Source organism: Streptomyces sp. NPDC048255, from assembly GCF_040652415.1.
GTDB lineage: Bacteria > Actinomycetota > Actinomycetes > Streptomycetales > Streptomycetaceae > Streptomyces.
In genome coordinates, this window is the sequence record NZ_JBEZMA010000039.1 from 56,486 (window position 1) to 70,152 (window position 13,667).

Annotated in this window: 12 protein-coding genes; 3 read left to right on the plus strand and 9 right to left on the minus strand. The window is 67.9% G+C overall.

Annotation, left to right across the window (positions count from 1 at the left end; genetic code table 11):
- The first annotated feature begins 1,078 nt into the window (after positions 1 to 1,078).
- Positions 1,079 to 1,717 (plus strand): hypothetical protein, encoded by a 639-nt coding sequence (locus AB0D94_RS26250; protein WP_362056202.1) that lies wholly within the window; start codon positions 1,079 to 1,081, stop codon positions 1,715 to 1,717.
- Between the two features lie 108 nt (positions 1,718 to 1,825).
- Positions 1,826 to 2,611 carry a LuxR family transcriptional regulator gene (locus tag AB0D94_RS26255; protein ID WP_362056204.1) on the plus strand — a complete coding sequence of 262 codons (786 nt, stop codon included), beginning with the start codon at positions 1,826 to 1,828 and terminating at the stop codon, positions 2,609 to 2,611.
- 86 nt (positions 2,612 to 2,697) lie between these two features.
- Here the strand turns inward: AB0D94_RS26255 and AB0D94_RS26260 are convergent, their stop codons facing one another.
- From AB0D94_RS26260 to AB0D94_RS26275, 4 genes are all read right to left on the minus strand, one after another.
- Complete coding sequence (locus AB0D94_RS26260; RefSeq protein WP_362056225.1) at positions 2,698 to 3,789, minus strand: beta-ketoacyl synthase N-terminal-like domain-containing protein; 1,092 nt, start codon at positions 3,787 to 3,789, stop codon at positions 2,698 to 2,700.
- Between the two features lie 55 nt (positions 3,790 to 3,844).
- Positions 3,845 to 4,636, minus strand: coding sequence for an ABC transporter permease (locus AB0D94_RS26265; RefSeq protein ID WP_327382469.1), 792 nt, complete (start codon positions 4,634 to 4,636; stop codon positions 3,845 to 3,847).
- Positions 4,633 to 5,637, minus strand: a complete 1,005-nt coding sequence (locus AB0D94_RS26270) for an ATP-binding cassette domain-containing protein (protein WP_362056207.1) — start codon at positions 5,635 to 5,637, stop codon at positions 4,633 to 4,635. Before AB0D94_RS26270 ends, AB0D94_RS26265 begins: the two co-directional genes overlap by 4 nt.
- Positions 5,638 to 5,780: 143 nt before the next feature.
- Positions 5,781 to 7,745: an AarF/UbiB family protein gene (locus AB0D94_RS26275; protein WP_362056209.1), complete on the minus strand. Its 1,965-nt coding sequence runs from the start codon at positions 7,743 to 7,745 to the stop codon at positions 5,781 to 5,783.
- 184 nt (positions 7,746 to 7,929) lie between these two features.
- On the opposite strand from AB0D94_RS26275, the gene AB0D94_RS26280 reads away from it, so the two are divergent.
- Positions 7,930 to 8,712, plus strand: a complete 783-nt coding sequence (locus AB0D94_RS26280; protein ID WP_362056211.1) for a PIG-L family deacetylase — start codon at positions 7,930 to 7,932, stop codon at positions 8,710 to 8,712.
- 48 nt (positions 8,713 to 8,760) lie between these two features.
- Here AB0D94_RS26280 and AB0D94_RS26285 read toward each other — a convergent pair whose 3' ends face one another.
- The 5 genes from AB0D94_RS26285 to AB0D94_RS26305 all read right to left on the minus strand — a co-directional run.
- Positions 8,761 to 9,939: a macrolide family glycosyltransferase gene (locus tag AB0D94_RS26285; protein ID WP_362056213.1), complete on the minus strand. Its 1,179-nt coding sequence runs from the start codon at positions 9,937 to 9,939 to the stop codon at positions 8,761 to 8,763.
- A gap of 47 nt (positions 9,940 to 9,986) precedes the next feature.
- Positions 9,987 to 10,496 carry a DUF3995 domain-containing protein gene (locus AB0D94_RS26290; RefSeq protein WP_362056215.1) on the minus strand — a complete coding sequence of 170 codons (510 nt, stop codon included), beginning with the start codon at positions 10,494 to 10,496 and terminating at the stop codon, positions 9,987 to 9,989.
- Positions 10,493 to 10,900, minus strand: a complete 408-nt coding sequence (locus AB0D94_RS26295; protein ID WP_362056217.1) for a hypothetical protein — start codon at positions 10,898 to 10,900, stop codon at positions 10,493 to 10,495. The genes AB0D94_RS26290 and AB0D94_RS26295 overlap by 4 nt, the downstream gene beginning before the upstream one ends.
- A 197-nt stretch (positions 10,901 to 11,097) precedes the next feature.
- Positions 11,098 to 12,288 carry a cytochrome P450 gene (locus AB0D94_RS26300; protein WP_362056219.1) on the minus strand — a complete coding sequence of 397 codons (1,191 nt, stop codon included), beginning with the start codon at positions 12,286 to 12,288 and terminating at the stop codon, positions 11,098 to 11,100.
- On the minus strand, positions 12,288 to 13,667 hold a 1,380-nt coding region (locus AB0D94_RS26305), incomplete at its 5' end, for an alpha/beta fold hydrolase (RefSeq protein ID WP_362056221.1). The genes AB0D94_RS26305 and AB0D94_RS26300, both read right to left, overlap by 1 nt.

Consider the following 13,667-nt stretch of genomic DNA (forward strand, 5'->3'; position numbering starts at 1 on the left):
TCTCCGGCTGACGACAGGACAGCACGTGCTTGCATCGGGGGGTGACCTTTCAGCCACCCTCGTGACGTTAGCGAAGCCGACAGCACAGCCACACCAGTCAGCCGGAGACGGCGGAAGAATCTCCATTGCATGGCAGGTTGCTGACAACAGCGGGGCGGAATTCCGCTATCGGCCCTGAAATGAATTCACCGCTGACCACTTGCTGCCACACGGTCGGCGTCGCCCTGGTAGGGGCAACCACCCGCGGGCGGCGGATCGACACAGCGGTCGGACGTCGGCCAGGTTGGCCGGATCCATCGCTTCCTGAGCCCATCCCGGCTCATGAGTCCCTGCAACACCCGGCGCGCCGGCTCGGGGATCCGGCGGGCACCGGCCCAGGCTCCCGGGTGCACGCCCTCTGGAATTCTAAATCCGGGATACGGGCATCCCATTCCGATGCCGTCTATACTCGCGCCCGACGCCCGCCCGCAACAGCGACTTCAGGAAACCGTCAGTACTGTACTGCGGCATGCGCGCGCCGTGACCGAAGCCACTCACATCCGGGATCCGCCTGAATTCCACGGCATAGCGACGGGGCCCGGACCGGAAGTTGTCATTCCCTATCGAATGCCCGATATTGCGGCGATACAGCTCGGCGAAACGCCCCATTCGCGACATGACATCACGTCACCAATGCAGCACCATGAGGTTGATCGTTAATCTTTCTCGTTTGTTTGACTCCGCTGACAGGATGTTGTTAATCTCACGTCGGGCGCACGACGGGACGCGCCTGTCTGCGGCCGACTACTGACCGTGGTGCGAGCAGCCAGCCGACACCACCCTCAGCCTGCCCCGGTTCCTCACTGCAGCAGGGAACCGAAGTTCGCAAGACCGTAACGGGGGAATTATGTCAAATATATTAATGGATGAAAGGCCACTGCAGGAGGAGCACAACAAAGGCCAGAGAATCTCCGCTGGAATTTCCGGATACGGCGAAGGCTCTGACGATGTCGAGCGAACTCTTCTGCAAGCCCGCGACCTGATCAACTCGACCCTTTCCACACACCGCTCCGCTTCGCCGGCGGACTCCGCAGCACGGTTGAAATCAGAGAATGGTGACGCCGACGACGCCATAGTGCAGCTCATCGGAGGGGCCCGGCACCGGGTCAGCGTGGCCCTGTCCGGAAACGAGGAACAGGCCGAGGCCGTCTCCAAGGCGCTGCTCCAGCGCAGCAAGACCACCAAGGACACGCTCGCCGTCCGGTTCCTCTGCACTCCGAAGGCTCTGGAAACACGGCTCATCCAGTCAGTCGCCCCCCATTCTCCCGGCTGGGAGGTCCGCGTCATCGAGGACCATCTCGTCGAAGCCCTGGTCGTGGACGGGAAAACAGCACTCGTCCACAACGGGCCCCGGTCCGCGGAGGGTCACATCGTCACCCTGGAGGACCCGGCGGCTGCCAGAACCTTGGAGCTGCTCCTGGCCGGCGCGTGGAGACGGGCGGTACTCCTCAAGGACTACCTGCGGCTCGGCGGCCGTCTCCGTACCGACCTCGGCCAGCGCATCCTGGAACGCCTGTGCGCGGGGTGCACCGACGCGGTCGCAGCGCGCGAGATGAAGGTGTCCCTGCGTACCTACCGCCGCCACGTCGCCGAAATCATGCGCGATCTCGGTGCGAGTTCCCGATTCCAGGCAGGAGCCAGAGCCGTCGAGCTACGCCTGCTGCCAGAATGCGCTTAGCCGTCACATCACCATGAGCATTTCGGGGGAATTGCTATGGAGGACACACTTTCAGCACACTCCTTGGCCAGCCGTGGACCACACAGGGACGGGGCCAGATTTGGGAGTGTGCACGACACATTTGAGTTCGAGCTGATGGAAGTGCGTGCACTCATCGAGTTCACGCTCACCAATCGCCGGGACCGGCAGCTGCGCAATGCGCTGATATCCGAGGTCAAACCGGAAAGAGAGGCCATCGCGGGCGAGGTGCGGAAGCTCCTTGCCCAGGCGTCCCAGCACGTCGAGATCATCCTCGCGGGGGAAGTCGAGATTTCCCAAGCGGTCTGGAACGTCGTTGCCGGACTGCTTCGCGGTCACGGTGCAGGCGTGGACATACGCGTTCTGTGCACGCGGACCTCCCTCGACCAGCAGCAGTTCGGGGGCGACGGCGACGAGACCGGTTCGCTCAAGGTCCGGGTGTCCGACCTGCCACGGCTCACGGCCGTCATCGTCGACGGACAGACGGCCCTCGTGTGCGCGGAGTCGGCGGTCGGCGGACGGGCATCGGTCATCCAGGCCGAATCGGTCAACCGTACGCTGCGCATGCTCTTCGAGAGCATCTGGCAGAGCGCCGCCGTTCCGAACCAGCTGAGCAGCTTCGGTCGCCGGGATCACTCGGACACCGTCCGGCAGGTGCTCAAGTACCTGAAGCTCGGGCTCACCGATGAGGTGGCCGCCAGGGAACTGTCGGTGTCCGTCCGCACCTACCGCCGGTACGTAGCGGAGATCATGACGATGCTGGGCGCGGATTCGCGCTTCCAGGCCGGCGTACGTGCCGCGCGGCTCGGGCTGCTGTCCGCCGCCCACTCCGCGGAACGTGACCATTCCACTGCGTCGGGCGTACCGGCGAAGTAGGAGCTCGACCGACGGCTGTCCGCACCACACGAAGCGCCCGCCGCGCCACCGGATCCCGGTGGCGCGGCGGGCGCTTGATGCTGTCGTCAGCGCAGACGCAGGAGGGCGCAGGCCAGCGCCCCGTCGCGGTCCACAGAGGTGACCACGGCGATGCGGCCGCGTGCAGCCGGGTCCCCCTCGGCCAGCGCCAGGACCGATACCACCTGGAAGGTGGCGGTCGCCGCCGACGTGTCGCCCATCTGGGGAGGCTGCGGAATCCACTCCGGCGACAGACCGGCGAAGGCGGCGTCCAGCGCCGCGCGTTCCTCGGTTCCGGCGGTTCCCGAAGGGGCGGACGGTGACACCGCCCACAGTTCCTCGAGGCCCACTCCGGAGCGGCGCACCGCCCGCTCGATGCAGGCGGTCAGCGAGGCCGCCACCCCCTGCGGCCCGACGATGCCGGACTCCACCAGCAGCACCTCGGCCAGGCCGTCACCCGGCGCGACGGACTCGGCGGCTTCCAGTTTGAGCACCGCGCAGCCCTCACCCAGAACCGTGTCGGTCTCGTCGGCGCCCCGGACGTGCAGCTCCAGCCATGACCTTGCCGCGGAGTACTCCTCCGCCGCACCGCACAGCACCGTTCGTGCCCGGCCGGCCGCCAGCAGGCGGCGGGCGTAGTTCAGCGCCATGAGACCGGATGCCCGTCCCGCCGCGACCGTCGTGTTCGGGCCCTTCAGCCCGTACCAGATGGCGCATTGACCGGTCGCGCAGTTCATCACCGTGTTCGGGAAGTGCGACGGGTCCACGTAGAAGGGCTTCTCCTGGACGAAGGTGTCCCTCGTCAGGTCCATCATGCTCTGCGCGCTTCCGGTGTTGGTGCCCAGCACCAGAGCCGCGCTCTCGCCTCCCAGGTCAGCGGCCGACCCTCCCGACTCCTCGATGAGCCGGCCGATGGTCGTGACCGCCAGACCCGTCACCCGGTCCATCGACCGTGTGCCCTTGCGGCCCAGTACGTCCCGGATCACGAATCCCGGTACCAGGCACGCCTGCTCGTCAGGGCCCTTCCACTGTTCGGCGTCCAACACGGTCGCTGCCGGACGGCCCGACCGGACGCCTTCGGCGAAGGCCTCCCGGCCGATACCGAACGGCGACACCGCCGACCATCCCGTAATCACAGGACCACGTACTGCGGTGACCATCCCGCTCACAGCCCGATCACTCCTCTTGGATTTGGTTCCGGGAACTCATTCCCGGTCAGCGGGCCGCCGCACGGTGGTAGGCGCGGGCGGCCAGCGGAACGATGACGCAGAACAGGACGCCGAATATCAGGAGCGACGCGGCCACCGGATGCTGGGCGGGAAGCGCGTCGCTGACGGGCTGCGAAGGATTGCCCCACAACTCGCGGCAGGCACTGACGACCGCGCTGATGGGGTTCCACTCGGTGATGACCTGCAGCCAGCGCGGCAGGCCGTCCGGCGGGACGAAGGCATTGGACAGGAACGCGAACGGCAGGACCATCAGCGTGGACAGCGTGTTGACGGCCTCGGGGCTGCGGACCACCAGGCCGATGAGCGCGCCCACCCAGCACATGGTGAACCCGAGCAGCAGCAACAGGCCGAAGCCCAGCAGGGTTTCTCCGATGCTGTTGTGCGCGCGCCACCCGATGAGGGTGCCGACGACCGCCATCACGACGCAGCTGAGCGCCGTCATCGCCAGGTCCGAGACCGTACGGCCGAGCAGCACGGCGTAGCGCGACATGGGCAGCGACCGGAACCTGTCCACCAGGCCGTTCTGAAGGTCGTCCGCCACGCCCGCGGCACTGGTGCCCACCGCGGAGAGCATGACCTGGGTGAAGATTCCGCCCATGATGTATTCGCGGTAGTTCCCACCGCCCGGCACGCTCATGGCACTGCCGAAGAGGTAGCCGAAGACCAGAACCATGACGACCGGCGCGATGGTCACGCCGATCAGCTTCTCCGGTACGCGCACGATGTGGCGCAGATGGCGGCCGGTGAGAGCCATGGTGTCGTTGACGAGCTCGCTCATGCGGCTGGTACTCCCTGCTCTGACGTGACGGACTTGCCGGTCGCGTCGGCCGGCTCCTCGGTACTGGGCGCGTGCCCGGTCAGGGACAGGAAGACGTCGTCGAGGGACGGCCTGCGCATCGCGAAGTCGACGACGTCCAGGCGGTGTTCACGCAAGGCGTTGGCCACCTCGGCGATCGACCCGATGCCCGACTCGACCTGCGCGGAGACGCTGCGGCCCTGCCCGCCGACGACCGGCGCGCCCAGGGCGACCTTCTCCAGCAGCAGAGCGGCCTGCGGCACGTCGTCCGGATCGGCGAGCGTCACCTCCAGGACCTCTCCACCGACCTTGCGCTTGAGCTCGTCGGGCGTGCCGTCGGCGATCAGGAGTCCCTTGTCGATCACCGCGATGCGGTCCGCGAGGTGATCCGCCTCTTCCAGGTACTGCGTGGTGAGCAGGACGGTCACCCCCTCGGCGACCTGTTCGCGCACCATGGCCCAGAGCGTCATCCGGCTGGTGAGGTCCAGACCGGTGGTCGGCTCGTCGAGGAAGAGCACCTCCGGCGAGGCCAGCAGGCTCGCCGCCAGGTCCAGCCTGCGGCGCATACCGCCCGAGTAGGTCTTGACCTCCCGGTCCGCGGCGTCCGACAGCTCGAACCGTTCCAGCAGTTCCGCGGCGCGCTTCTTGGCACCGGCCCTCCCGAGACGGTGGAGCCTGCCCATCAGCACGAGGTTCTCGCGACCAGTGAGGCGCTCGTCCACGGCCGCGTACTGGCCGGCCAGCCCGATCCGTTTGCGTACCTCGATCGGCTTCTCGGCCACGTCGTAGCCGGCCACCTTCGCCCGGCCGCCGTCGGACGGCAGCAGCGTCGCAAGGATGCGGACCGTGGTGGTCTTGCCCGCACCGTTGGGGCCGAGGACGCCCAGGACGGTACCGCGCGGCACAGTGAGGTCCACTCCGCGCAGCGCTTCGTGGTCCCCGTACCGCTTGCGAATTCCCTCAGCTTCTATTGCTGCGTCCATGTACCCCGCCTAGAGAAGTCAGCTTTCCCACCACGATCGCAGCGGCCGGATCACCGACCCAGCCCCGTGACCGGAACCTGTCACCGGGCCGGGAATTCTCCGGAACAGCAGGAGGACAATGGAGCCCGTATGGACCCGGTCCCTCAGCGTTTTGCCCGGAAAACCGTAAAGAGCATGCGCAGGACGAGCACCGCGCTGATGACCAGCAAGTGGTAACCGATCAGACGGAAGAGACTGAGGTCCTCCGCGATATCCGGTCCTCCGGGTATTGCCAGCAGGATGACAGCCATCACCCCGCTCGTGGCACCGAGAAACGTGATGAGCACTTCGTGCACCAGCGACCGCAGGTACTTGCGGTCGCGCGCATCCGCGAACAGCCTGACGCTCATCCCGAGCCGACCCTGTTCCAGGGCGCTGGTGACCCGGTCCAGGCGGCGCGGCAGCCGCTGGAGCAGCGTCACCGCGGCGTGCAGGTTCGCGCTCGGGCTGAGCGCCCGGGCGTTCCCCCACCCGAGCCGTCCCGGGCCTTCCTTCTCACCGTCGGCGAAGGCCCGTGCCGCTCCGATGACGTCGAAGCCCGGGGACACCTTGGAGAGGGTGCCCTCCAGGGTTCCGAGCGCCCGGAACACGGCGGCCACCTCCGGCGGTATGGCCAGCCCGTGCCGGGCCACCAGCCGGAACAGGTCGGCGAACACCTGGAAGTCGGGGACCGCTCCACCGGAGAGGTGGCGGGCCATGAACCGGCCCAGGGCCCGCTCCAGTTCCCGTTCGTCGATCTCGTCGGGGCGGGCGACCAGTTCGAGCAGCGCGTCGCACAGTGCGGCCGGGTCGCCGTGGTGGATGGCGAGCAGATAGCGGCCCAGTGCCGCGCGGAGCTGACCGTCGAGCCGTCCGACGGAGCCGAAGTCGACCAGCGAGATCCGTCCGTCGTCGCTGAGGAGGATGTTCCCCGGATGCGGGTCGGCGTGGAAGATGCCATCGACGAGGATCTGCTGGAGCATGTTGAACAGCAGGTCCCGGGCTATGTCGGCCCGCGTGGCGACGCGCTCGTCGATGGACTTGTACGCAGCGCTGATCGGTAGGCCCGGCAGCCGTTCCAGGACCATGACCCGCTCGCCGCTCAGTTCCTCGTGCACAACGGGAAGCCCGATCCTCCGCTCCTCGCGGCGGGCCCAGGCGGTGGTCACCGCGGCCAGGTTCTGCGCCTCGATCCGGAAGTCGAGCTCCTCCTCCACGGAGGTGGCGAATCCCTCGGAGAGTTCTGCCGTCCCCAGGGCCGCGGCCCAGGAGGTGCGTGTCTCCAGCATCCGGCCGAGCCGGCAGATGATGTCGAGATCGCGCTCGACGAGCGGCCGGACGCCGGGCCGCTGCACCTTGACGACGACTTCCTCACCCGAGTGCAGGCGAGCCCGGTGGACTTGGGCGATGGACGCCGCGGCCAGCGGTTCCTGCTCGAAGTGGGCGAAGACCTCTCCGGGCGGCCGTCCGAGGTCCTGTGCGAGGAGACGCTCCACCTCTTTCCAGGGTTCCTCCGGAACCTGGTACTGGAGCCTGCTGAGCTCGGTGATGAACTCCGGGGGCAGGAGGTCGTGGCGGGTCGAGAGCACCTGGCCGAGTTTGACGAAGGTCGCGCCGCCCTCTTCCAGCGCGAGCCGCAGGGACCGTGCGAGCCGGGCCCTGCCCGTGGTGAGGACCCCGTCGGAGTCACGCCCCCGGCCCAGGTACGGACGCAGTCCGTGCCGTACGGCGATGGCGCTGATGTGGGAGTAGCGGTACGTCCTGGCCGCCCGGGAGCGCAGCGCCCGCAGCCAGCCGGCGGGCGAGCCCGAGGATCCGGACGGAACGACCACTTCGGAGACCGCCAGGAAGACCGTCGCCAGCAAGAACGTGCAGCCGATCTGCACGGTGGTGATGGCACCGCTGCCCTGCTCGGGGCGCTGCATGGCGGCACCGAAGACCGCGAGTCCCACCGTGCCCACGACTCCCGTGAGCAGCGTGCGGACGATCCCGACCCGCAGACCGAGCAACCGCTGCGCCACGGCAGCAAAGATCACGATGAAGACGATGACGCTGAAAGCCGCGCCGAAGAACATTTCGATCTCTGCCACCACCCGTCGCACCGTCCCCCGCCGCTGATCCTAGGAAGGCCGGCGGACGGGCTCAAGGAACTCGCAGCAACCTGCCAGATCCGGGGGGCGAGGCTGGTCGGCCCCTGACCCGCAGTTGGATGATGCGCACTTCACCCGCGTCGGGAACTCACTACCGCACAAAGGACTAAGGAAAAAGAGCATCGTGCGCCATGTACTAGCAATTTCGCCCCATCTGGACGACGCCGTGCTGTCGGCCGGCGGTCGGCTGTTCGAACTGGCGTCGGAAGGTGTCGAGGTCACGGTGTTCACCGTGTTCGCCGGCCAGCCGAAGCCTCCCTTCTCGCCGGTCGCCGACTATCTGCACAGCCTGTGGGGGCTGGGCGACACCCCCGTCGTGCACCGCCAGGACGAGGACCGCCGGGCAATGTCGCTGCTCGGGGTGGCCGAGAGACACGGCTCGTTCCTCGATGCCGTGTACCGGCAGAGACCGGACGGCAAGGGCTGGCTGATCGGGATGGACGGTCTGCCCCCCGAGGGGGAGCACGAATCCGAACTGGCCGCCCGGCTGGCCGACACGATCGCCGGTCTCGTCGGCGAACTCCAGCCCGACGCCGTCCTGACCTGCGCGGCGGTCGGAGGCCACCTGGATCACCGGCGCACCCGCGACGCGGTCCTGGCCGCGGCCACCCCGGGCACACCGACCCTGTGCTGGGAGGACCTGCCGTACGGGCACCGCACCACGGAGGTGCCCGCCCTGCCCGACGGGGTGCACTTCACCGGAAGCGTCGCCGAGACCGCCACGGACCCGGCGTGGAAGGCGAAGTACCTGGCCATAGAGGCCTACGATTCCCAGCTCACCATGCTCTGGCCGAACGACCCCGAGTTCCGGCCGGTCTTCGATGCCCATGCCACCGGGCGGGCCCGCGAGCACGGCCTCACCGGCCGGGCCGAGCTGTTCTGGAACGTGGGCTTCGACCGGCGTTGACCCCCACGCGAAGGCGGGCCCGAGTGGTGGCACCGGGCCCGCCCTTCGTCAGCTGCCGGAGCGGAGCCGCTGTTCGACGAGGCCGGCGACGGTGGCCGGGCCCTCGGCGGCGCGCATCTGTTCCCGCATCCGCGCCATCCGGCCGGGCAGCTCCGGATCGGCCGCCAGCGCGAGCACCGAGGCCCGCAGCGCGTCCGCGTCGACCTCCTCGGGAGGCAGCACGGAGCCGAGGCCCAGCCGGGCTATCGACTGCGCGTTCATCGGCTGATCCGCGGATTGCGGGACGGCGACCATGGGAACGCCGTGGTGGATGGCCTCCATGACCGAGCCCATGCCCGCGTGCGTGATGAAGGCATCGGCCCGCGCGAGCACTTCGAGCTGCGGCACCCTGCGGTGGACCTCGAAGTTCGCCGGCAGCGTTCCGAGGTCGGCGGGGTCGGTCTGGCCGCCGACGACCATCACCACGTGCCAGTCCAGCCCGCCGAACGCCTCGAGGCACTGCCGGTAGAAGGCCATGTCGCTGAGCACGCTGCCCAGCGAGATCAACAGGACCGGGCGGTCTGCCGCCGGGGCCTGCCAACTGCCCTGCAGGGGACGAGCGGTGATGCAGGGCCCGACGAAGACGTACCGGTCGTCGACCGTCTCCCCCCGGAACTGGAACTCCCGTGGCAGGGTGACCACGCACAGTTCGGGCTCGTCCGTGTAGTCGTTGACCGACATCTCGACACCGCCCTGGTCGAGGAAGTCACGGAACCTGCGGCGGTAGGCCACCCAGGCCGGATCCTCGGACATCAGCTCCTGCATCAGCTCGCGGTGCTCCGCGTACCCCTCGGAGGGCACGTGCGTCGGCGAGAGCCTGATCGAGGGAACGCCCCAGCGCCGCGCGAGGATCCGGGCGGTGTGGGCGGTGAAGTCGTAGAGGACCAGGTCGGGCCGGTCGTCCTCGAAGGCCTTCTCCTGCGCCGGGAGCACGGTGACCGCCTCTTCCAGGAACAGCGAGGACATCGCGACGATGTCGTCGTTGGGCCAGTCCTGGCTGCGGTGGGTGGGCGGCAGCGTCGAGTCGTAGACGACCGCGGTGGCGCCGGCCGACTCCACCTGCGGTACGAACTCCTCGGTGATGACGTAGCTGACCCGGTGCCCGCGGCGAACCAGCTCGGTGACGATGGCCAGGGTGGGGTTGACGTGCCCGTGACCCGGGATGTTGAAGAGTGCGATGTGCGACATGTGCTCCGCTCCTGGGGAGTGTGCGTGGGTATGGCTGTCGTACGGGACTACGCGGTGGCCGCCCGGCGGTGACCCCACGCCAACAGCCCCCAGGACAAGCCCCACACGAGGAAGTAGGGGGACCACAGGAGCAGGTCCCACCAGGCCAGGTAGACCGTGCCCTTCCAGTCGAACCAGATGACTCCCACGTCCCCGATGACGAGCAGCACCGTGCGGGCGGTCATCGCCAGGAACGTGAGGACGGCGGGCAGGAGCAGGATCCAGCGCGGCATCCTGCGCATCCACTCGCCCCAGGGGCGCGTCACCGCAGCGGCATAGACCAGCGCCAGCGCGACCACGGCGACGAACTGCCAGTGGCTGGTGATGGCTTCGGCGTCCTGCTCGATGAGCTTCTTCCTGGCTTCGGCCGGTACGGGGGTCTGCGCGAGGAGCAGGGAGCCGCCCAGTGCCCAGTAGACCTTCATGGCCCCGTAGAGCCCGGTGCACGCGAACGTGGCCCGGATGCCGATGAGCCGCCACCGTGCGCCGGTGCTCTCCTGCCGGCCCTGGAGGCTCACTGGCCCTCCCCCGGCGCGGCGGTGACGCCGGCGGGCGTTCCCACGGCGGCCCGGGGACGTCGGCGCGTGCGCTGGAAGTAGCCCCAGACCACCGTGCACCACAGGACGAAGAGCACGGTCGAGGTCAGCGCGTCGGAGGCGGTCCAGCCGATCTGTCCGCCCCCGATGGTCGAGTCGTAGACGATGGCCGCCTCTCCGGCGCCCATCGGTACGAGGGCTCCGAGGAGGGCGAGCATCAACAACCACCGCGGAATCCTGCGGCCGGCCGCATGGATGGTGGCGAACGCGAGGAGGGCGGCGGCGAACCCCATCCCGGCGAGTACGAACTGGTCGAGCGCCGGATTCGTGTGTCCGTTGTCGCCCTTCACCTCAGGACCGCCGGGTAGCCCCAACTTTCCCTGCATTCCGTATATCGCCTTCGAAGTGGAGTAGATGACGAAATTCACCCCCACTATGAACGCAGGTAATCCGTGCCACAGCGAAACGGGAAACCAGGTGCGGAATCTGCCCGCCGCTCGGCTACGGAATTTCTCCGTCATAGCTTGCCAACTCTCGTTACGGGAGGCAACTTCCCCTGTACACAGGGGCGTTGCCCGCGCGCTCAGGCGCGGGTCACCGATACAGGCAGTCGCTCCGCGCCGAGCATGCTCCCGGTGTCGAGCAGGGTGACGCCGTCGCCGTGGACAACTTCGAGTTCAGCGTACCGGTCCAGCAACAGGTTGAAGGCGGTGCTGCCCTCGAGCCTGGCCAGCGGGGCGCCGATGCAGTAGTGGATTCCGTGGCCGAAACCGATGTGCCGGTTTCCGGTCCGGTGGATGTCGAATCGGTCCGGGTTCTCGAAGTGCGCGTCATCGCGATTCGCGGAGGGGATCCACACCCTGACGACCTCCCCCTCGGGGATGACGTGGCCGCCCAGTTCCGTCTCACAACTCGTCATGCGGCGGGCGTTCGTGAAGGAGGGCCGGAGCCGGACGATCTCCTCGATGGCGGCGGGCACGAGGGACCGGTCGGCCCGCACTTCACGCCAGGCGTCGGGGGCCCGGTCGAAGAGCAGCGCGATGTTGGTGACGAGCGCGGAGCTGGTCGAGATCCCTCCCAGCAGGAGGATGCCGACGAACCCGATGATGTCGACGTCCTGCAGTCGCTCGCCCTCGACGCGGGCCTCGAGCAGCAGGCTGATCAGGTCGTCCTTGGGAGCCGCCCGGCGCTTCTTGATGAGGTCGAACATGTAGGAGTTCAGGCCCCGGTAGTGCTTCGCGTTGTCCAGCATCCCCTTCATGGAGGGAACTCCGGTGTGCAGCGCGTGGGCCCACTGCGCGAACAGCTTGGAGTCCTCGCGGGGGGTGCCGAGGATGTCGGCGATCATCAGCACCGGGAAGACCGAGGCGAATTCCTCGGCGAGGTCGAAGACTTCCTTGTCCTGGAGTTCGTCCAGGAGACCGGTGGCGATTTCGGTGACCTGCGGTTCCAGGCCGGCCATGTAGCGGGCGCTGAACGCCTTGCTGACGAGCTGCCTCAGCTGGCGGTGGCGCGGCTGGTCCTTGGCCGCGATGTTGCCGATGAAGAAGAGGTCGTAGTCCTCCTGCGGCGGCGTCAGCTCGGTGAGATCGTTCTGGAATATGTGGTTGCTGGACATGACGTGCTGCGCGTCGGCGTAGCGGAAGACGTCCCACTGGCCGGTCATCGGATCGTAGAAGACGGGTTCGTTCTCACGCATCTTCCGGAGCTCTGCGAAGAACTGCGCATCCGGTTCGGGCGTGGATGCTTCGGCCACTTGGCGGTTCTCTTCCATCAGTCTTCCTTCCGGTGCTCCGGGCGGGCGTCGATGATCTCGAGCCGCTCGGCGAGTATGCGGCCGATCTCCGCCAGTGGTCCCGGCTTCATGAGATCGGTGTGCTTGCGGTCGATTTCGCGGGTCACTATCTCGCCGTCCACGAAGGGCTTCCAGCTATCGGGGGTCGGCGAGATGTCGATCTTGTCCAGGGTCGCAACGACCAGCGTGATGTCACCCGTGAAGCGCTCGGGGACGAATTCATTGAAAAGCGCGCTGTTGTTCGCGTAGATCTTGCTGATCGCCTCGATGTGCCGCTTCTCCAGGGTGGCCATCGCGCTGCCCAGGCGCTGGAGCACCTGAGTGACCCGTTCGTGGGTCAGCGGCTCCTTGCCCAGGTAACGGCGGTCATAGCCGACCCAGCGCAGCAGGTCGGCGAGGATGGCCTGCTCGGTGGTCTCCGGGAGGCGCTGGCCGGGATAGGTGTCCAGGATCCCGAGGAAGTCGACTTCCTCTCCCATCGACTGCAGACGCGTGGCCATGGCGTGCGCGATGACGCCGCCCGAGGAGTAGCCGACGAAGCGGTAGGGGCCGGCCGGCTGCACCGTGCGGATGTGCTCGATGTAGTCCTCGGCCATCGCGTCGATGGTCTTGGGCATCGCCTCGTCGCTGTCCAGGCCGCGTGCCTGGAGACCGTAGACGGGGTATTCCTGGCCGATGTGCTTGATGAGTCCGGAGTAGCACCAGCTGAGGCCTCCGGCGGGGTGCACGCAGAACACCGGCGGGCGCGAACCGAAGGGCCGCAGCGGGAGCAGGACGTCCAGCGGGCCACCCTGTTCGGTGCCGTCCTCGAGCTGCGCCGCCAGGTGTGCCGGCGTCGGGGCTTCGAAGAGGCTGCGGATGGTGAGATCGGCGCCGAAGGTCTCCCGGACGCGGTTCAGCAGGCGAGTGGCCAGGAGCGAATGTCCGCCGAGGTCGAAGAAGTTGTCGTCGATGCCGACCCGGGGCACGTTCAGCACCTCCGCGAACAGCCCGCACAACACCTCCTCCCGAGGCGTCCTCGGCGCACGGCCACCCACCGCACCCGACACCTCCGGCACCGGCAAACGCCGCACATCCAGCTTCCCGTTCACCGTCAACGGCAGAGCATCCAGCACCACGAACGCCGACGGCACCATGTACTCCGGCAACACCGACCCCGCAAAAACCCTCAGCTCCGCACCCCCCACCACCACACCCGCCACCGGCACCACATACGCCACCAACCGCCGCTCCCCCGGCTGGTCCTCCCGCACCACCACCACTGCATGCCCCACACCCGCATGCCCCGCCAGAACAGCCTCGATCTCCCCCACCTCAATACGGAAACCCCGGATCTTCACCTGAGAATCCGCACGCCC

Excerpts from the sequence above, each read along its gene's own strand:
- AB0D94_RS26260 (WP_362056225.1), bottom strand. The coding sequence starts at position 3,789 with ATGGTCACCGCAGTACGTGGTCCTGTGATTACGGGATGGTCGGCGGTG.
- AB0D94_RS26265 (WP_327382469.1), bottom strand. The coding sequence starts at position 4,636 with ATGAGCGAGCTCGTCAACGACACCATGGCTCTCACCGGCCGCCATCTG.
- AB0D94_RS26270 (WP_362056207.1), bottom strand. The coding sequence starts at position 5,637 with ATGGACGCAGCAATAGAAGCTGAGGGAATTCGCAAGCGGTACGGGGAC.
- AB0D94_RS26285 (WP_362056213.1), bottom strand. The coding sequence starts at position 9,939 with ATGTCGCACATCGCACTCTTCAACATCCCGGGTCACGGGCACGTCAAC.
- AB0D94_RS26295 (WP_362056217.1), bottom strand. The coding sequence starts at position 10,900 with ATGCAGGGAAAGTTGGGGCTACCCGGCGGTCCTGAGGTGAAGGGCGAC.
- AB0D94_RS26300 (WP_362056219.1), bottom strand. The coding sequence starts at position 12,288 with ATGGAAGAGAACCGCCAAGTGGCCGAAGCATCCACGCCCGAACCGGAT.